This is a genomic window from Echinicola shivajiensis, from assembly GCF_018642165.1.
Classification (GTDB): domain Bacteria; phylum Bacteroidota; class Bacteroidia; order Cytophagales; family Cyclobacteriaceae; genus Echinicola; species Echinicola shivajiensis.
The window spans coordinates 103248-121197 of record NZ_JAHHZM010000002.1; the positions used below are offsets into that span (position 1 = coordinate 103248).

General features: G+C 38.0%; 15 protein-coding genes. 7 read left to right on the top strand and 8 right to left on the bottom strand.

The window, feature by feature from the left end; translation table 11 throughout:
• Positions 1-147: 147 nt before the first annotated feature.
• From KMW37_RS04945 to KMW37_RS04965, 5 genes are all read right to left on the bottom strand, one after another.
• The gene (locus tag KMW37_RS04945) at positions 148-1734 is read right to left on the bottom strand and encodes a toxin-antitoxin system YwqK family antitoxin (RefSeq protein WP_215223510.1); all 1587 of its coding nucleotides are present in this window, start codon (positions 1732-1734) and stop codon (positions 148-150) included.
• Between the two features lie 89 nt (positions 1735-1823).
• Positions 1824-2390 (bottom strand): hypothetical protein, encoded by a 567-nt coding sequence (locus tag KMW37_RS04950; RefSeq protein ID WP_215223511.1) that lies wholly within the window; start codon positions 2388-2390, stop codon positions 1824-1826.
• 6 nt (positions 2391-2396) lie between these two features.
• Positions 2397-3395: a 3-oxoacyl-ACP synthase III family protein gene (locus tag KMW37_RS04955; protein WP_215223512.1), complete on the bottom strand. Its 999-nt coding sequence runs from the start codon at positions 3393-3395 to the stop codon at positions 2397-2399.
• 131 nt (positions 3396-3526) lie between these two features.
• On the bottom strand, positions 3527-4225 hold the full coding sequence (locus tag KMW37_RS04960; protein ID WP_215223513.1) for an SOS response-associated peptidase: 699 nt from the start codon (positions 4223-4225) through the stop codon (positions 3527-3529).
• Between the two features lie 26 nt (positions 4226-4251).
• Positions 4252-5211 carry a YheT family hydrolase gene (locus tag KMW37_RS04965; protein ID WP_215223514.1) on the bottom strand — a complete coding sequence of 320 codons (960 nt, stop codon included), beginning with the start codon at positions 5209-5211 and terminating at the stop codon, positions 4252-4254.
• A 124-nt stretch (positions 5212-5335) separates the two neighbouring features.
• On the opposite strand from KMW37_RS04965, the gene KMW37_RS04970 reads away from it, so the two are divergent.
• A complete protein-coding gene (locus KMW37_RS04970) occupies positions 5336-7000 on the top strand; it encodes a pyruvate dehydrogenase complex dihydrolipoamide acetyltransferase (protein WP_215223515.1) in 1665 nt (554 codons plus the stop codon).
• 129 nt (positions 7001-7129) lie between these two features.
• On the top strand, positions 7130-7669 hold the full coding sequence (hslV, locus tag KMW37_RS04975) for an ATP-dependent protease subunit HslV (RefSeq protein ID WP_215223876.1): 540 nt from the start codon (positions 7130-7132) through the stop codon (positions 7667-7669).
• 160 nt (positions 7670-7829) lie between these two features.
• On the opposite strand, the gene KMW37_RS04980 is transcribed toward hslV, so the two are convergent.
• Both KMW37_RS04980 and KMW37_RS04985 read right to left on the bottom strand, forming a co-directional pair.
• Positions 7830-10556, bottom strand: a complete 2727-nt coding sequence (locus KMW37_RS04980; RefSeq protein ID WP_215223516.1) for a hybrid sensor histidine kinase/response regulator — start codon at positions 10554-10556, stop codon at positions 7830-7832.
• Between the two features lie 88 nt (positions 10557-10644).
• Positions 10645-11037 (bottom strand): Dabb family protein, encoded by a 393-nt coding sequence (locus tag KMW37_RS04985; protein ID WP_215223517.1) that lies wholly within the window; start codon positions 11035-11037, stop codon positions 10645-10647.
• Between the two features lie 190 nt (positions 11038-11227).
• Between KMW37_RS04985 and KMW37_RS04990 the strand changes: the two genes are divergently transcribed.
• The 5 genes from KMW37_RS04990 to KMW37_RS05010 all read left to right on the top strand — a co-directional run bounded on the left by KMW37_RS04990 (position 11228) and on the right by KMW37_RS05010 (position 16100).
• A complete protein-coding gene (locus KMW37_RS04990; protein WP_215223518.1) occupies positions 11228-12214 on the top strand; it encodes an aldo/keto reductase in 987 nt (328 codons plus the stop codon).
• Between the two features lie 60 nt (positions 12215-12274).
• Positions 12275-13171 carry an aldo/keto reductase gene (locus KMW37_RS04995; protein WP_215223519.1) on the top strand — a complete coding sequence of 299 codons (897 nt, stop codon included), beginning with the start codon at positions 12275-12277 and terminating at the stop codon, positions 13169-13171.
• Between the two features lie 150 nt (positions 13172-13321).
• The gene (locus KMW37_RS05000; protein ID WP_246581350.1) at positions 13322-13642 is read left to right on the top strand and encodes a hypothetical protein; all 321 of its coding nucleotides are present in this window, start codon (positions 13322-13324) and stop codon (positions 13640-13642) included.
• A 146-nt stretch (positions 13643-13788) separates the two neighbouring features.
• A complete protein-coding gene (locus KMW37_RS05005; RefSeq protein ID WP_215223520.1) occupies positions 13789-15441 on the top strand; it encodes a SulP family inorganic anion transporter in 1653 nt (550 codons plus the stop codon).
• 20 nt (positions 15442-15461) lie between these two features.
• Positions 15462-16100: a carbonic anhydrase family protein gene (locus tag KMW37_RS05010; RefSeq protein ID WP_215223521.1), complete on the top strand. Its 639-nt coding sequence runs from the start codon at positions 15462-15464 to the stop codon at positions 16098-16100.
• 74 nt (positions 16101-16174) lie between these two features.
• On the opposite strand, the gene KMW37_RS05015 is transcribed toward KMW37_RS05010, so the two are convergent.
• A complete protein-coding gene (locus KMW37_RS05015; RefSeq protein ID WP_215223522.1) occupies positions 16175-17578 on the bottom strand; it encodes an alkaline phosphatase D family protein in 1404 nt (467 codons plus the stop codon).
• Positions 17579-17950 lie beyond the last annotated feature (372 nt).

Sequence of the window (17950 nt, forward strand, 5' to 3'; positions counted from 1 at the left end):
ATTTTCTGTTAAAATATCGGTTTTTTCGTATTAATAAAGCAAATTAACTACTGTATCGTGGGAATTTACTTTGTGTCTGTGAAATATAATATTGACTACAAAAAATAAATGGCACCTCATTTAAAAAAGGTGCCATGGAGTATTTGGCTAGTTAAATATTTGAAATGGCAATTCAGATTCGGGAAGGTTTTCAGGAACTACTTCATCATCTTTGAAAGTGATAATTTCTGCTAGCTTTCCTGAGCGTGAATAGTAATTCCAACGCCCCTGTTTTTTACCCTCTTCCATTAATCCCGAAGAGGCAACTTTACCATTGTCATGATAATAAATCCATTTACCTTGTGGTTTGCCTTCCTTATAATTTCCTTCTGACTCTTTGGTCCCATCAATATAATAAGTGATTCGACTTCCTTCACCTTCTTTTAATGTTCCCTTATCCAAGGTGGTGGTTCCATCATAGGAATGGTATTCTCCAATGCTCATAAGTCTACCATTGCTCCAGGTTTCTTCTTGCGTGAGTTTTTTATTGTCATAGAAAAGCCCCCATGTGCCATCTTCAAATCCATAAAAATAACTGCCTACGGATTTTAGTTGGCCTCCATCATAATAATAGAACCATTGGCCATGTTCTGAGCCCAGTTGATATTCACCTTCTGCAATGAGGATTCCTATTTTATTAAAGTATTTCCAAAGTCCCGACTTGACACCGTTTTTGTATTCCCCAATGCTGTATAGTTGCCCATCGGAATAGAAGCTTTTCCAAAGTCCCGACTTTAATCCTCCATTATACTGGCCTCTGACGGAGGCACTACCGTCGGAATGGTTTTCTATATATTCTCCTACAGGAACACCTAGTTCATAGGTCTTTCTTTTTGAAAGGTTCTTATTAGGGAAATATTCTTCCCATACGCCTACGGCAATGTTGTTTTCATAATGTTCAATACGGGCAATTCTTTTGTTTTCATAGTAATATTTCCAAGTCCCAGTTTTGTTACCGTTTTTGTCATATTCCTGTTCTTCTGCAATCACCTTGGTGTCGGGGAAATAGCTGATCCATTTTCCAACTTTATTGCCATGATCATATTCTCCAGTTTGTTCAACAGTATTATAGAACGAATATCTCTTAAAGGTTCCATCAGGCTCACCATTTACATATTGTACTTCAACGATCAGCTGGCCCTCCCTTGAATATTCCAAGTATGGTCCATTGAGTATACCATTCTCATATTTGCTTTTGATGGCCAATTGACCATTTTCATAGTATGAAAGCCAGTCTCCATGAAGTTTACCATCTTTAAAGGTGCCTTCACTTTTGACTACTTTACCAGCATTTTGTTCATATAAGACCACATTGCTGCCATAATATTCTTTGTAATCACCCACAGCTACACTGTCTTTGTAGATGGCATCAATGATCAGAAAACCATTGGCATCGTATTGGTTTAAGTTGCCATTGAGTTTGTTGTTTTTGTATTCAGCAACAATATCTGGTTTTCCATTAGAATGGTAGGTCGTCCAAACGCCATCTTTTTTTCCGTCACTTAGATAGCCTTCTTCAATTAATTTATCGTTTTTGGGATTTTTCAATTTCCAAAGCCCATTCATTTTTCCGTTGAGTATCACACCTGTGGCTACTACGCTTGAATCGGAATTGAAAATTCTAACGGTTTGACCTTGTCCAAAAGCAATAAGGCCTTGCGTAAAAATAAAAAACAGTGCAATTAGGTACTTCATTGGTTTTCCTTGATTTCTTTCAATTGTATAAGCGTTGATCAAACTTTCTTTCTATTCTTTTCCTAAATTATCATTTATTCTCAAAAAAATCATTCACTCTCCTTAAACTTCTTAATTGAACTCCATTCTTCAATTATGGACTTTTCCAAATCCTTAGTTTTTGCCTTGTAAGGAATTCTTTTTAGCAATTGAAGATGCCTGAATTTATTAAGGTGCTCAGGTAATTTTTCGAAAGGGATTTCATTGCTGTGCATTTGGTGAGTAATCATTCCTTTATAATCCCAGGGTGAACCAGTGCGGCCTAGTGAAAAACCATTGGATAAATAGGATTGATATATTTCAGATGAAGGGATTTTATCTACACCATAATAGACAATTATATATAACCCGTGTCCCCACCAGTTGAGAAACCTGATGTTGAACCCTTTTTTTTTGTCAAAATCCCTGACTATATCCAAAACTTGGTAGGGGCAATGTTGGAGTTCATTGCCCTTACTGATTTTTTTTCCTTTATGATCAGTATGTAATAAAGCGAGTTCTTTATCCGAAATTTGATTGGCTATTGAAGCAAATAAATTGATAAATTGTTCTTTTAGTTGATGGATTTGATATTGAAGGGGTTCGTTCTCTAATAATTCAATATTGATGTCCTGCATAAATATTTACCAATTTAATAATGCTGAGGCCCAAGAAAAGCCACTTCCAAACGCAGCAAGGCAAATAAGATTTCCATCTTTGATTTTACCTTGTTCCCAAGCATCACTCAGTGCAAGAGGGATGGTGGCGGCAGTGGTGTTCCCAAAATGCATGATGTTGTTGAAAACCTTTTCGTCAGGTAATTGGAATTTCTGTTGAATATATTGGCTGATCCTTAAGTTGGCTTGATGCGGAACTAACAAGTCAATATCATCTTTGGACTTGCCATTAGCTTCTAAGGCTTCTTTAATGACCTCTTGGAACCTCACGATGGCATGTTTAAATACCACATTTCCGTTCATTTGCATACGGAAACTTGGTTCATTGATGATTTCTGGGGAAAGTCTAATTTCCCTACTACTTCCGGGGTCTTTTAAGTACAGCTCTTCTGCAAAATCGCCGTCAGCATGAAGGTGGGTAGATAGTATTCCCGATTGGGGCTGGTCAGTAACCTGTACCACCGCAGCACCAGCACCGTCAGCAAAAATGACCGCATTGGACCTGCCGGCTGTACTTTTGTCCAGTGCGCTGGATTGAATTTCAGCTCCTATAAGAAGGATGTTTTTGTACATGCCCGTTTTGATGAATTGATCGGCAACAGATAAGCCGTACAAAAAACCTGAACAAGCATTTCTGATATCCAAAGCACCAATTCCCTGAAGTCCCAATTCTCTTTGGACCAAAACACCATTTCCGGGGGCAAAATAATCTGGTGTGCTTGTGGCAAAAATAATAAAGTCAATATCCTTCATGGTTATCCCCGCCCTTTCAACGGCCATTTTAGAAGCCTTGGCAGACATGTTTGCAACAGTGTCCACACCAGGGGTAAACCATCTTCTCTGCTTTATTCCTGTACGTTCAACGATCCATTCATCACTGGTGTCCATGATTTTGGTGAGATCGTCATTAGTGACAATATTGTCAGGTACATAATGCCCAACACCTGCTATTTTGGATTTTTTCATAAAAGCTTAATTAATGGTAGGATAAAATACCCTTCAAAAATCTAACTGATTTGAAGGGCTAAGGGTTGCAAATTTGCAGTCTTAGAACAAAAATACGCAGGAAGTGCCTTGCACAAAAGAGAAAAAGTGATTTATCCAAATAGTGTATAATTGCCAAACTGATCCATTGGACTGGTCCTTTTTATAAGGTATTCAGCATCAACGCTTATTTGGTTTACAGCTGGTGATACAGGATAGCATAACATTTGTTCCGTGGGGTAATGGGTTAGTATTTCTGTAAGTAGGTCCATGGAACTGTATTTGTCGAGCCAGGTTTTTTCTTGATCTTTGTTGAAAATTACCGGCATTCTATCCCCAAATTCCTTGTTGATTTTATTGGCAGGTACCGTAAGTATTAGAAAAGTATGGTTGGTGCCCCCTTTATCATTTTCAAACTCTTCCCAGATTCCAGCAAAGGAAAATAAGGAATTGTCTTCTAAGGTAAAACGGTATGGGATTTTTGTTTTTTTACCCACTCGTTTCCATGCATAATAGCCATCAGCTGGAATTATACAACGTCTTTTCTGAAAGGCGGACTTTGTAGAAGCTTTTGTATGGGCTGTTTCTGCAGGGGCGTTAATGAACTTTAGGGAAACAGGCTTGTTTTTGGCAAAATCAGGTGTGGTCCCCCAATAAAAATGAGAGAAGCCCTTAGGACTGTCTGAAGTGATGACTGGGAGAAGTTGTGTTGGAGCAATATTGTATCTGGGATGAAATTCATCCAGTAATTCTGCTTCAAACCGCGACTCAAGATCCTGTTGGGTCTTGCCTAGGGAGTATCTTTCACACATAATTTTGATCCATAAGTTGTTGTAAATTAATCATGAGAATTGATAAATTCAAATGCTCTTTTTTCAGACCAATATATTTCTTTCCTTTTTCTTGGGCTAAAGCCAACATGTCCCCCAATTTCTGGGAACTCCATAAAGATTTGATCCAAAGAATGGCCTAATTCAAAAGGAAAGCATTTTGAGCTTAAGAATGGATCGTTTTGGGCGTTTAAGATAAGCGTGGGGATTTGAATTCCTTCCAAAAAGTACAAAGAAGAACATTTATCATAGTAGTGGTTGGCATCATTGAAGCCATGCATGGGGCCAGTATATTTGTCGTCAAATTCATGCAAGGTTCTGATACTATCCAAATTAGAAATATCAATAGATTCAGGAAACACTTGGGATTTTAATCGCACCTTTTGTTTGAGTGTTTTGAGGAACCTATTCGAATAGATGATGTTTTCTCCCGTGGATATTTTTATGCAGCTGCTTTTGAGGTGCAGAGGGACAGAAATAGTGACGGCTTTTTTTATCTTTTTAAGTCTTTCTACAGGCTCTCCCAAGTATTTTAGGGTAAGGTTTCCCCCAAGGCTAAAGCCTATTAAGTAAATTTCCTGATAATCTTTTTCGATATATTTGATAACTTCATCCAGGTCATAGGTGGCTCCAGAATGATAAAAGAAAGGTTTGTTGTTCAGTTCCCCACTGCATCCTCTAAAGTTCCAGGTGAGCACATCATAGCCATGTTGAAAAAAATGTTTGGCCATGCCAGACATATAAGGTCTCCTGCTATCACCTTCCAATCCATGGGTGATGATCACTATTTTATCAGTGTCATTTTTTAATAAATCCAAGTCAAGAAAATCACCATCTTCTGTAGTAATTCTTTGTCTTTCAAAGGGTAATAAAAGAGATTTTCTAAAAAGTCCTGGGATAATGGTTTGCAAATGGCCGTTAAATAATATTGCAGGGCCGCTGTAGCTGGTATTTTTTATTAATGGCATTTTTTAATTGAGAGAATCGTTTTACTACTTACTGATATTGAAATTACTATTATTAAATTTGAATATAGATATTTTAAGAACTATTTTTGACTTGCTGAAAAATTGAATTCGATATAGATAACTTATGGCCGAAGTAATAAGAATGCCCAAAATGAGCGACACCATGGAAGAAGGGGTGATCGCTGCTTGGTTAAAGAAAGTAGGAGACGAAGTAAAAGCTGGAGATATTCTCGCTGAAGTAGAAACTGATAAAGCGACTATGGAGCTGGAGTCTTATGACGAGGGAGTATTGTTGCATATTGGTGTTGAAGAAAAAGATGCAGTGCCTGTTAATGGAGTGATTGCCATCATAGGTGAAAAAGGAGAAAATATCGACAATCTTTTGAAAGATATAGAGGGCGGTGGAGATGCTGCAGCCTCAGATTCAGCTAAAGAAGAAACTAAAGAGGAGCCAGCAGCTGCTGAAGCTGCTTCCGGATCCACAGAAGAAATAGATACTTCAGGAATCAATGCTACCTTGATCACCATGCCAAAAATGAGTGATACCATGCAAGAGGGAACCATTGCTGCCTGGTTGAAGAAAGAAGGAGATGAAGTGAAGTCTGGCGATATCCTTGCCGAGGTAGAAACTGATAAGGCAACAATGGAGCTTGAGTCATACGATGATGGTGTATTATTGCATATTGGTGTCCAGGAAGGAGATAGCGTAGAAATTGATGGAGTGATCGCCGTAATTGGCGAAAAAGGTGCAGATTATGAAACATTGTTGAAAGCTCATGCACAACAATCTGCTCCCGCTCAGGAAAAAGCAGCTCCTAAAGAGGAAAAGAAAGCAGCTCCAAAAGCAGAAAATAAACCAGCCACTAAAGCTGAAGCGCCAAAGGCAGCAGTAAGTACTGGTAGCAATACAGCCGATAACGGCAGAGTGAAAGCTTCTCCTTTGGCCAAAAAGATGGCAGAAGAAAAAGGAATTCAGATTTCCTTGATCTCAGGCTCCGGTGAAGGAGGAAGGATCATCAAAAGAGATGTTGAGAACTTCAACCCAGCTGCTGTACAAGCGGCACCAACCGCTGCCGCACCAGCTGCGGGTTCTGCTGCTATAGGCCAGGAGTCTTATACTGAGGAGAAAGTTTCTCAAATGAGAAAAACAATTGCCAAGCGTTTGGCAGAAAGTAAGTTCTCTGCTCCGCACTTCTACTTGACCATGGAAATCAACATGGATAAGGCAATCGAAGCACGTAAGAGCATGAATGAAATCGCACCGGTGAAGATATCTTTTAATGATATGGTGATCAAAGCAACAGCTGCTGCACTACGTCAACATCCAAAAGTTAACTCCAGCTGGTTAGGTGACAAAATCAGGTACAACGACCATGTACATATAGGCATGGCTGTGGCAGTAGAAGAAGGTCTTTTGGTTCCAGTTATCAGATTTGCAGATGGAAAGAGCCTTTCTCAGATTTCACAAGAAGCTAAGTCTTTGGGCGGAAAAGCAAAAAACAAAGAATTACAGCCTAAGGACTGGGAAGGAAATACCTTTACCATTTCTAACTTGGGTATGTTCGGTATCGAAGAATTTACTGCAATTGTAAATCCACCAGATGCTTGTATCCTTGCGGTTGGCGGTATCAAGGAAACTGTAGTGGTTAAAAATGGCCAGATGCAGATCGGAAATGTGATGAAAGTAACCCTTTCTTGTGACCATAGGGTAGTAGATGGGGCTGTAGGTTCTGCTTTCCTTAAGACTTTAAAAGGTCTATTGGAAGATCCTGTTAGAATTTTGATTTAATGAAAATTTCCTTTGGCTTTGAGCTTTGGGAAATAAAATATGTCAAAAAGTCCTGTTTGGTGTTTTCCTGACAGGACTTTTTCTTTTAGTATAGTTTTTGTCGATTGGCAAGCAAACATTTTAGACGCTATGGAGAAATTAAGATCAACCACAGTAGTGGCGATTAAGCATAATGGAGAAGTGGTCATCGGTGCAGATGGTCAGGCTACCTTGGGTAATACCATTGCCAAGAGCAGTGTGAAAAAGGTTCGAATACTCCAGGATGGTAAAATCGTGACCGGCTTTGCAGGTTCTACTGCTGATGCTTTTACACTATTGGAAAAGTTTGAAGAGAAATTGGGTGCTTTTGGAAATAATATGAAAAGGGCTGCGGTGGAATTGGCCAAAGAATGGAGGACAGACCGTATGCTTAGTAAGCTAGAAGCTATGATGATAGTTGCAGATGTTGATGATGTTTTGATCATCTCAGGAACAGGGGATGTGATCGAGCCTGATGAGTCTATCGCGACCATTGGTTCTGGAAGTATGTATGCTCAGTCTGCAGCAAGGGCCTTAAAGAAATTTGCTTCACATTTATCAGCAGAGGAAATGGTAAGAGAAAGTTTAAATATTGCAGCTGATATTTGCATCTACACCAACCATAACTTGGTGATAGAAAAAGTAAAATAATTTAACTTTTGAGGCTGTCTCAAAAAAAAGTTTCTGATTGATCTGGCTGGATTGTTTAGATTATAGAGATATGATTAAAGGCTTTTATATAAGAAAGCTGGTTTCTCATTTAATCTTACCTGCTCAAGAACGACTGCTGAATTTGGCTTTTGAGATAGCCTCAACTGATTTTTTCAAGTAGCCATTGATGAAGGATCTTTCCTATATCTTTTTTGTTCATTGGCTTAGAAGTATAATCGTCCAATCCTGCTTCCAAACATTTTTGCCTTTCATTATTTAATATACCAGCTGTCAAGGCAATGATAGGCGTGTGTTTACCTGTTTTAGATTCGATCTTTCTAATAGCTTCTGTGGCCTCGTATCCATTTAAAACAGGCATTTGAATATCCATGAAAATAATATCTACTTCATTTTCATTATAAACCTCGATTACCTTTTTGCCATTTTTAGCTTCCAAAATTACGGCTTTAGGAATAAAGTTATGAAGTAGTTTTTTTGTCAGGATCATATTGACCTGATTGTCCTCCGCAATCAATATGGATGGGGATATTTCTCTTAGTTGACCAAGATCTTCCTGACTGGTAATATTTTGATCAAGGGTTGCTCTATCTTCTTTTTGGTCAAATAACTTATTTAGTACTTGCAGGAAATCAGGCTTTTTATAAGGCTTTATCAGCAGGGCGTTGATATGATCGGGAATACTTGTGTTTTGTATAAAGGCATTATGCATTAAAATAATCTTGATATTATCAGGAATCAGGTTCATTTCTGTTTTAAGCCTTTGTATAAATTTAGCCCCATCTTCTCCTTTTTTGAGGATGTGGTTCACCAAAATAAGGTTGTATGGTGGGGAATTTTGCAGCAGTTCTTCGGCTTTTTCTGGACTAAGGGCAAGATCTGAGGATGCACCAAGGTAGGAAAGGTTTTCCTGCACCACTTTTCCATGTTTGGGATTTTTCTCAATGATCAGGGCATAAAGATTCTCTAAAGGCAGTGGCGGTTCCTTTTGCTTTTCCTCTAAAGTTTCAAAATTGATCTCAAACCAAAATTTACTGCCTTTATTCAGTTCACTTTCTACATAGATTTTTCCCCCCATCATATTGAGCAGCTTTTTGCATATTGCTAAGCCCAAGCCTGTTCCTCCGAATTTTCTTGTCGTTGATGAATCCTCTTGGGTAAAGGCACTGAAGATTTTTTCTTGGTTGCTTGGCTCAATTCCTTTACCGGTATCACTCACTGTGAACCTGATCTTAGAGAATCCATCCAGCTCTTCGTCCAATCGTTCGATTTTCAGGATGATTTCTCCCTTTTTTGTGAATTTTACGGCATTGCTCAATAGGTTGATTAGGATTTGCTTGATTCTTACCTGGTCTGCCAAAACCTTCTTAGGTATTTGCTCATCAATATCTAAAATCAATTCTATAGATCTTTGATGCGCTTGAAATGCAACCAGGTTAACTGTTTCTATACCCAGTTCATAAATATTGGTTTGCGAAAGTTCAATCTCCAGTTTTCCCGCTTCTATTTTTGAAAAATCTAGAATGTCATTCACAATCTCCATCAGGGACTTTGCTGACTGGTTGATCAGGGTGATGTACTGTTTTTGGTTGGCATCCAGAGGGGTGGAGTTCAAGAGGTCAGAAAAGCCTATTACGCCATTTAGCGGAGTCCTGATTTCGTGGCTCATACTTGAGATAAAATCGGATTTGGCCCTATTAGCTGATTCTGCTTGGTATTTTGACCTGCGGATCCTGTAGGAAGTAAACAGGACGATGGTTACCAGCACCAACATGATGATAAATCCAGCTAAGAATATGTTACGTCTGAATATCTGTTGTTGTAGCTTTTCATTGATTAGCTTTTCATTCAGGGCCATTTCAGTATTGATAGCACTTAGCCTTTGGTCAAAATCAAATTTGGCCTCCATGCGACCCATATTTTTGGAATTGATTTGGCTGGTAATGCTGTCTTGCATGGAAGCATATTTTTTTTGATAAAATAAAGCCTCTTTCCAGTTCCCAAGGTTTTCATAAAATCTAGAATAAAGCTGGTTGATTTTTACCAACTGCTCTCGGAAGTGGTTGTTTTTGCTTATAGTCTCTCCCTTGTCCAGATATAATTTGGCCTTGTAATTTTGTCCCGTGGCTAGATAAAGTTCTGCTAGTCTTATTATACAACTAGTAAGTGTAGAGTAGGACTGTTCTTTTTCTAGAATTTGATAGGCAATGAGATAATTGTTGATAGCCCTGCTGGTGTCTCCCTGAACTTTTTGAATGTCTCCCAAGGTTCTTCTGGCGTACGATTCAAGGAAATCATTTTTTTTGTCAGCCAAAAACGGGGTGATCAATTCTAAAGCTTCGTCAAATCTCCCCAACTGAGTAAGTATAAAAGCCCGATTATTTAATGCTCTTCCACTCATGGCCCTGTCTTGAATAGCCATGCTTCTTTCATAGGCTTCTTCGAAATACTCAAGGGCCAATTCAAGTTGGCCACTTCCCTCACTGTAAATTGCTCCAATATTAAAAAAGGAGCGAATAGTTAAATCTGGTTTATTTAGAGGAATGATACTCTGATGACCTTTGAAAGCAAAGTCTATTGCTTGTAAGTAATCATCCATTCTATAATAAATCCAGCCCAGGTTGATCATACTTTGTGCCTCTCCCAAAGGATAGTTGATTCCTTTTGATAATTCCAGCGCATTTAGGGAATTAGCAAGTGCATTGTTTATATCCTTTTCTATGTTTTTTTCCACCCAGTTATTCAAACTGTCTATCTTACCTTCTTGAGACAAGGTGTTTTGTGGCGAGCTTATCTGAAATGATTTTGCATCAAAGCTTGAGATAAGCAATGCGGTAAACAAGGATAATATGAGGAGGGTACTTTTCATTTACAAAGTTGGCTGACCTTTGTGTTTGGTGCAAAGGTCAGCTATAAGGTAAATATTTAAAAAGAAAAATAACATTTAAAAATGAGTATTATTGAATTTTTGTATCATAAACTTGGACTTTTTCCCACTTATCTTCATGGTCTGATATAAATTTTTTATGAATTGGTGCTAATTGATAAATGTTATGATCTTCCATATTATCAAAATATACTGTCAAAGAAACGTGAAACGAGTGGTCTACCACATCTCTTCTTTCGGTTACAGCAGGTTGCCCAATATAGGCTTTTTTGATACTGTCAATTTTGATTAAATCTTCACAACCATTAATAAAACTCTTTAGGTCTTTTTCAGGGTTTTTTAACCAGAAATATACTTGATGAATCATAAAATCTTTTTTAGGTTTGGCATAGGTATTATTGGATAACAAAATACCTGAGCCCAGTAATGAGAGATAATTAAGGAATTTTCTTCTTGCATTCATAGTGTAATGGATTTGATGTCAATTAAATGGTAAGATAGAAAAATGTTAGAGAATGTTTTTCAGCCCAGCAAGATTGATTTAAAGTATTGGTTATTGAACGTCTTTGCATTTTAATAATACAAAGTTTGAAATTAATACATCAATAGACATTTTCAAAGATGTAAACTGTTAATTTATCAGTATAAAAAACATGGAATATAGGATTTTAGGAAAAACGGGATTTAAGGTATCGGAAATTTCATTAGGAACCTGGCAAGTAGGAGGAGGATGGGGTGGTTCCTTTGATGAGAAAGAAGCTTCAAAAATCATTAATTCTGCTATAGATGAGGGAGTTAATTTTTTGGACACAGCCGATGTGTATGATGATGGTGCAAGTGAACATGCTGTAGGAAAAGTCTTAAAAGAAAGATCCGAGGAAATATATGTGGCTACCAAGTGTGGACGACAAATTAATCCACATGTTTCAGAGGGCTATACACCGACAGTGCTTAGAGCATATGTGGAGGCCAGTTTGAAAAATATGCAATTGGAGACTTTGGATTTAATTCAATTACATTGTCCCCCAACAAAGGTTTTTTATCGAGATGAGATTTTTGAGTTGTTTGACAGGTTAAAAGAAGAAGGGAAGATTCGTCATTTGGGAGTAAGTGTGGAGAAAGTGGAAGAGGCAATGCAGGCCCTAAAATACCCTAATGTCTCAACAGTCCAGATTATTTTTAACATGTTTAGGCAGAAACCATTGGAAGAGTTTTTTGGGGCAGCTCAAGAGAATAATATCGGCATTATCGCTCGAGTACCCTTGGCCAGCGGGCTTCTAAGTGGAAAAATGGATACTTCAAGTACATTCGACAAGAATGACCACCGAGATTTTAATAGAAATGGAGAAGCATTTGATAAAGGGGAAACATTTTCAGGAGTGGATTTTGAAACTGGCTTACAGGCAGTAGAGGAACTAAAACCTGTTTTTGGGGGAAGTTATAGTCTTGCTTCTTGGGCCTTAAGGTGGATTTTGATGTTTGATCAAGTAAGTACAGTGATTCCAGGTGCCTCAAGGGTAGAACAAGTATTATCAAATGTAAAAGCGGGTCAATTGGCCCAATTGAATGCTGATCAGATGAATAAGGTAAAGGAAGTTTACAATAATTATATTAAGGCAAGTGTTCACCAACTTTGGTAATGGTAGTAGGGGAATTGATTGTTTATTTTATTTATTAAGAATTTACAAAGTGAACTTGTAATGAAATACCATCAACTTGGAAAGTCATCTATCAAAGTTAGTGAGGTGTCCTTTGGATGTATGTCATTGAGAGGAAGAAAGGCAGATGATATGGCATTGATACGCGAAGCATTTGACCAAGGAATCAACTACTTTGATACTGCTGATCTTTATGATGCAGGAGAGAATGAGAAACTTGTCGGGGAAGCCTTAAAAGGAATAAGAAATGAAATTGTTCTGGCCACAAAGGTTGGAAATGAGTTAAGGCCTGATGGAAGTGGCTGGGACTGGAATCCCCGCAAATCCTATATTTTGAAGGCTGTTGAGAAAAGCCTTCAAAGTTTACAAACAGATTATATCGACTTATATCAATTACATGGGGGGACGATAGAAGACCCAATTGATGAAACTATTGAAGCTTTTGAGCAATTAAAAAAAGAGGGTAAAATCAGGGAATATGGTATATCTTCCATCCGCCCAAATGTAATTAGGGCATATTTGGAAAAATCCAGTATGGTTTCAGTAATGATGCAATATAGTTTATTGGATAGAAGACCGGAAGAGGAATGTTTGGAACTTCTTGCAAAGAATGATATCAGTGTACTTGTTAGAGGGGCTTATGCCAAAGGCTTATTGCTGGACAAACCTGTCAAGCCTTACTTGAACTGGTCGGAGAAGGAAGTGGGAAATATTAGGGGGAAATTGGATGAACTTAGTTCAGGTTTAGTGGAAAAGACTGAACTGATCTTGAAATACTTGCTCACGCAGCCAGCAGTGATATCGATAGTTTCAGGGATTAGGACAAAAGAACAATTGCATGAAACCTTAAAAGCCTTAAATAGCTCAGGGCAATGGGACCAGGTGATAGCACAATTAAAAAAGGAATTGCCAATTAATAAGTACGACACACACCGTTAATCAAGGAGCTGGAAGCGAATAAAAGTTTCCCAGCTCATTTAATTTTTGTTATTATTTAAAATTCACGGGAACATTTCTAGAAATATATCCGTAGGTTTTATAAACTTTTGCATACTTTTGAAAATAGTAAACTTGATTTAAAGATAGCCTTTGGCAGATTATACAACATATAGAAAAGCTGTTGCCACCATTTTTTTGGTGATTTTTGCATTATTGGTAGTGGGTCCAAGCGCCATAGCTTTGATCGACGACCAAATAGATGTTTCTATTTGTTATTCAATGGTAGAAGAAGAAGAGGAGGAAAGTGCTGAAAACCATAAGCCTGAAAAAGAAGAGTTTATGGATAAAACCCTTGGATGGGATGCTATCATAGCCCAATTGAATATTAAGTCCGATTTGAATTTTCACCGGATACAAGATTATCATTTTGTCCTTAGGGATCAGTTCTGCCCCCCTCCAGAATTATCGTAATATTTTGCAGCCACTATTGAGCTGAGTCTAGGCAAGCTAAAAAATCCTTTTTGAGTCAAGGGAGTTCCAAAGGAACAATTATTAAAATCGTTCCTAAGATTGTTTGCGCGCCTTTTAAAATTACGAATCAAAAAATTAAAAAATTTATGACAAAGAAGACTAATCTCTTTGCAAACCTCAAGTCAGACTTGCCATCTGGTCTTGTAGTATTTCTTGTAGCCCTACCATTATGTTTAGGGATTGCAATGGCATCCGGTGCACCGTTGTTCTCAGGTATCATCACCGGAATAGTTGGAGGTATTGTAGTTGGCTTTCTAAGCCAGTCCCATATTAGTGTTTCTGGTCCGGCCGCAGGTCTTACAGCTATCGTTATTGTTGCTATCCAGGATTTGGGTGGTTTTGATATATTCTTGGTGTCAGTAGTACTAGCAGGACTTATACAGCTTTTGCTAGGTTTTTTGCGTGCCGGAAGTATATCTAATTATATCCCAAGCAATGTCATCACAGGTATGCTTGCAGGTATAGGGGTGATTATCTTCATCAAGCAAATACCAGTTGCTTTAGGATCCAATGTAGAAATTGGGGGCGGTCTAGCTATCTTCTCTGATATTGCCGCTTCCTTTACAGATATTCAGCCAGGAGTGATATTGGTAACAGCCATTTCTCTAGGCATATTGATTGCGTGGGATAAGATTCCCGCATTGAAAAAATTAAAACTGGTACCCGCAGCTTTAGTAGCTGTAATTTGCGGTGTATTGGTGAATGAGTTTTTGATTATGTCAGGAAGTTCTCTGGCGATCGGAGAAAAATACCTGGTAAGTTTACCTGTTCCTACCTCTACAGAAGACTTTAAAAATTTAATTACCCTTCCTAAATTTGGAGCAATTGCCAATCCTGAGGTATGGATTGTTGCCATCACCATTGCCATTGTTGCATCGATTGAAACTTTATTATGCATAGAGGCGGCAGACCGTATGGATCCTATGAAAAGGGTAACCAATACCAATGTGGAATTGAAAGCCCAAGGGATAGGAAATATGGTCAGTGGATTGATTGGAGGCTTGCCGATGACTTCTGTAGTTGTCAGGACTACAGCTAATGTTAATTCAGGTGCCAAGTCTAAAATGTCAGCAGTAATACATGGTGTGTTTTTGTTGATAAGTGTATTGACAATTCCAGTTGTTCTAAATAAGGTTCCATTGGCTACCTTAGCCGCAATTTTGTTGTTGATAGGCTATAAATTAGCAAAGCCATCTACCTTTGCTTATTTTTGGAATCAGGGAAAATATCAGTTTTTGCCATTTATAGCGACTTTGGGTGCAGTGGTTTTCTTGGACCTGTTAAAAGGTGTAGCTTTGGGAATTGTGATCAGCGTATTCTTTGTATTGAAAGGCAATGCTAAGAGAGTATATTATTTCAAAAAAGAGGACTATAATGATGGAGATATTATTCATGTTGACCTTGCTCAGGAGGTGTCCTTTTTGAACAAAGCAGCTATCAAGCAGACCTTAAACCATATTCCAAAAGGAGCAAATGTGGTAATTGATGCATCTGATACAGTATATGTTACGCATGATGTTTTGGAACTTATCAGAGAATTTAAAGATATTCAGGCACCAGAAAAGGGAATATCCGTAAAACTAATAGGCTTTAAAGCATCGTATAATTTGGAGAATGACTTGGAGGAATCTAATCATGTCTCTACTGAGCACAAGGAAGTTTTATCCTATAGAAAAAACAGAAAAACATCTCATCAAGAAGTGATAACCGAATTGATTAATAATAATTCACAGAATTAATTAATAGAAATTTTAAAAATATGAGAGCACATACCGCTGAAACTCAAGCAACAGTAACTCCTGAAAAAGCATTGGCCTTTTTGAAAGAAGGAAACCAAAGATTTGTAAACAATCTGAAATACAATAGGAATTTGCTTGAACAAGTAAATGATACCAAAGATGGACAATGGCCTTTTGCCATAGTGTTGAGCTGCATTGACAGTAGGACTTCTGCAGAATTAATTTTCGACCAAGGTTTGGGTGATATCTTTAGTACTAGGATTGCTGGAAATATAGCCAATGAAGATATTCTGGGAAGTATGGAATATGCCTGTAAAGTTGCTGGATCTAGGCTTGTGGTGGTTTTAGGACATAGTAAGTGTGGGGCCATTAACGGCGCTTGTGCAGGAGTGAAAATGGGTAATCTTACTGGTCTTTTGGATAAAGTAAGTCCTTCAATCGAAGAAGTGAAAAAAGAGCAACCAGGGGCTTTGCCTTCTGATGCTGAATTTGTAGAGGCAGTTTCGCACCACAATATTATTCACACAATGGATGCCATTTTGGATAGAAGTGAAGTGTTGAAAGAATTGTATGAAGCTGGAGAAATCGGTATCGTTGGCGGATATTATAATGTGGAAACTGGCGAGGTGGAATTCACCAAAACTATGTTGAAAAGCTAATAATAGAAGCTGTTTGTATCAATAAAAAGGGCCGCGATCGCGGCCCTTTTTATTGATACAATAGACATCGTTTTTTAATCCTCGATTTGAACCTCATTGACAATATTCCCATCCACATCGTGGTGTTTGAGGATCAGCTTCGGGATATTATTTTCATATTTTAGTTCTGCACTTAAAAATCCTCCTTCAACCCTAAGAAACTCATGTTGAGGTAAGAAATCATCCGGATTCCAACCTTGAGCATGGGCATTGCTAGCAGGGCCTACGCTGAATTCCATTAAAGCAGTTTCAGGATCTTTTGAGACATATTGCCAGTGCCTGTCCCCACAGATTACTAGCATATGATTGTTATTGAGGAAATTTCTCAACCATTTTCCTTCTGTTCTGTAGGCATCATTGGAGTGGTTATCATTTTTACCAGTTTTACGGTCAGGGCCAATGACAGGTGTAGGGGAGGAAAGTATTTTTAACTTGGCATCAGATTCTGTTACTGTTTTTATAAACCAGTTTTTTTGTTCTTTTCCCCATATTGATTTATCCTCATTATCTGCTTGGCTATTTTTAGATCTGTAGTCCCTTCCTTCTACCAGCCATATTTCTAGATCCTTGCCCCATCTTATTCTTCTATAAGGTTTCTCAATGATGGGGGGTTCTTCCTGCCAAATCTTTTGGGCGGTAATGGCGGAAAGCTTACCATAATGTGTTTTCGAGGGATCATAATCATCCATAAGTAAATCATGGTCATCTTTTTGCATTAAGACGGGAACTTTGCTGAAAAAGTCTACTAGAGAAGGCCAACCATTGATCGCATGCCATTTATGACGTGCCTTTTTTGGTGATTTTGCCAATGGGCCAGGTTTGTCATAGTAAACATAATCCCCATTTTGGATAAAGAAATCAGGGTTTAGTTCATTCATGGCATCATATATTTTAAAACCTCTTTCTTTATCGTCAAAATCCCAGAAATACTGGCAGGTGGATACAGTAAACTTTACAGGACTGGGCATTTGATCTTCCGGAGCTGTTTTGAAGGAACCTTTGAACTGATTTGTCATTCCAGAGGTATGAAGTTTTCCCTCTACTATTACCTTGTATTTTTGATTGGGACGCAAATTCTCGATTAATACCTTTTGGGTATAGTCTGTGGAGGAATCAATTTTAACCCAATCGGTATTCAGAGAAAAGTTTTCGGAATTGATAGTGAATCGTAAATACCCTTCAGTTCCTTCTACAGCGCCATCCATTTTCTCAACAGGTATGTCATCGTCAAAAGCTATTGGGCTTTTAAAAGGAGCATCTTTCCTTTGGTGGCTTACTTTTATCGGCTGAGGAAATTTGCATAATCTACTCCACAAAACAACCGAATTTGTAGTGACCTCTCCAACTTTCAAACCATTGGTAAAGTAGGGTGTGTTCTGGGCGAGAGTACTCCAAGAAAGAAGGATAAATAATAGAAAAAAAAGGTTTTTTAGGTTCATAATGGAGTTGATTGAATGTTTTGGCTTTTTCAATAATCTGTATATCCGCAATTGCACCAGTAAGGTTCACCGTCCAAAATATGTTCTCAAAAATAGCCCATATCTAACCGAAATGAAGAATTAAATCAGTGTAAATCTGTGGAATCCGTGAGAAATAAGGTGACTGGTGTGAAAACGGATAATCATATTCAATAATTAAAAAATCAATTTGAATAAGTGCAATAATAACCAATCCATCAGAATTATAAATGAAACTGCATGATGAGGAAGTGAGTTTTTATGGTCGGGGCAGTTTTTATGGTTTGGCATTGAAGGTGATTGGATGGCAGGAGAGTAAAAGTGTCATTCCAAGATAATCTGAAATAATATTTT

Coding starts and splice junctions, on each gene's coding strand:
- KMW37_RS04945 (WP_215223510.1), bottom strand. CDS start 1,734: ATGAAGTACCTAATTGCACTGTTTTTTATTTTTACGCAAGGCCTTATT.
- KMW37_RS04950 (WP_215223511.1), bottom strand. CDS start 2,390: ATGCAGGACATCAATATTGAATTATTAGAGAACGAACCCCTTCAATAT.
- KMW37_RS04955 (WP_215223512.1), bottom strand. CDS start 3,395: ATGAAAAAATCCAAAATAGCAGGTGTTGGGCATTATGTACCTGACAAT.
- KMW37_RS04960 (WP_215223513.1), bottom strand. CDS start 4,225: ATGTGTGAAAGATACTCCCTAGGCAAGACCCAACAGGATCTTGAGTCG.
- KMW37_RS04965 (WP_215223514.1), bottom strand. CDS start 5,211: ATGCCATTAATAAAAAATACCAGCTACAGCGGCCCTGCAATATTATTT.
- KMW37_RS04970 (WP_215223515.1), top strand. CDS start 5,336: ATGGCCGAAGTAATAAGAATGCCCAAAATGAGCGACACCATGGAAGAA.
- hslV (WP_215223876.1), top strand. CDS start 7,130: ATGGAGAAATTAAGATCAACCACAGTAGTGGCGATTAAGCATAATGGA.
- KMW37_RS04980 (WP_215223516.1), bottom strand. CDS start 10,556: ATGAAAAGTACCCTCCTCATATTATCCTTGTTTACCGCATTGCTTATC.
- KMW37_RS04985 (WP_215223517.1), bottom strand. CDS start 11,037: ATGAATGCAAGAAGAAAATTCCTTAATTATCTCTCATTACTGGGCTCA.
- KMW37_RS04990 (WP_215223518.1), top strand. CDS start 11,228: ATGGAATATAGGATTTTAGGAAAAACGGGATTTAAGGTATCGGAAATT.
- KMW37_RS04995 (WP_215223519.1), top strand. CDS start 12,275: ATGAAATACCATCAACTTGGAAAGTCATCTATCAAAGTTAGTGAGGTG.
- KMW37_RS05005 (WP_215223520.1), top strand. CDS start 13,789: ATGACAAAGAAGACTAATCTCTTTGCAAACCTCAAGTCAGACTTGCCA.
- KMW37_RS05010 (WP_215223521.1), top strand. CDS start 15,462: ATGAGAGCACATACCGCTGAAACTCAAGCAACAGTAACTCCTGAAAAA.
- KMW37_RS05015 (WP_215223522.1), bottom strand. CDS start 17,578: ATGAACCTAAAAAACCTTTTTTTTCTATTATTTATCCTTCTTTCTTGG.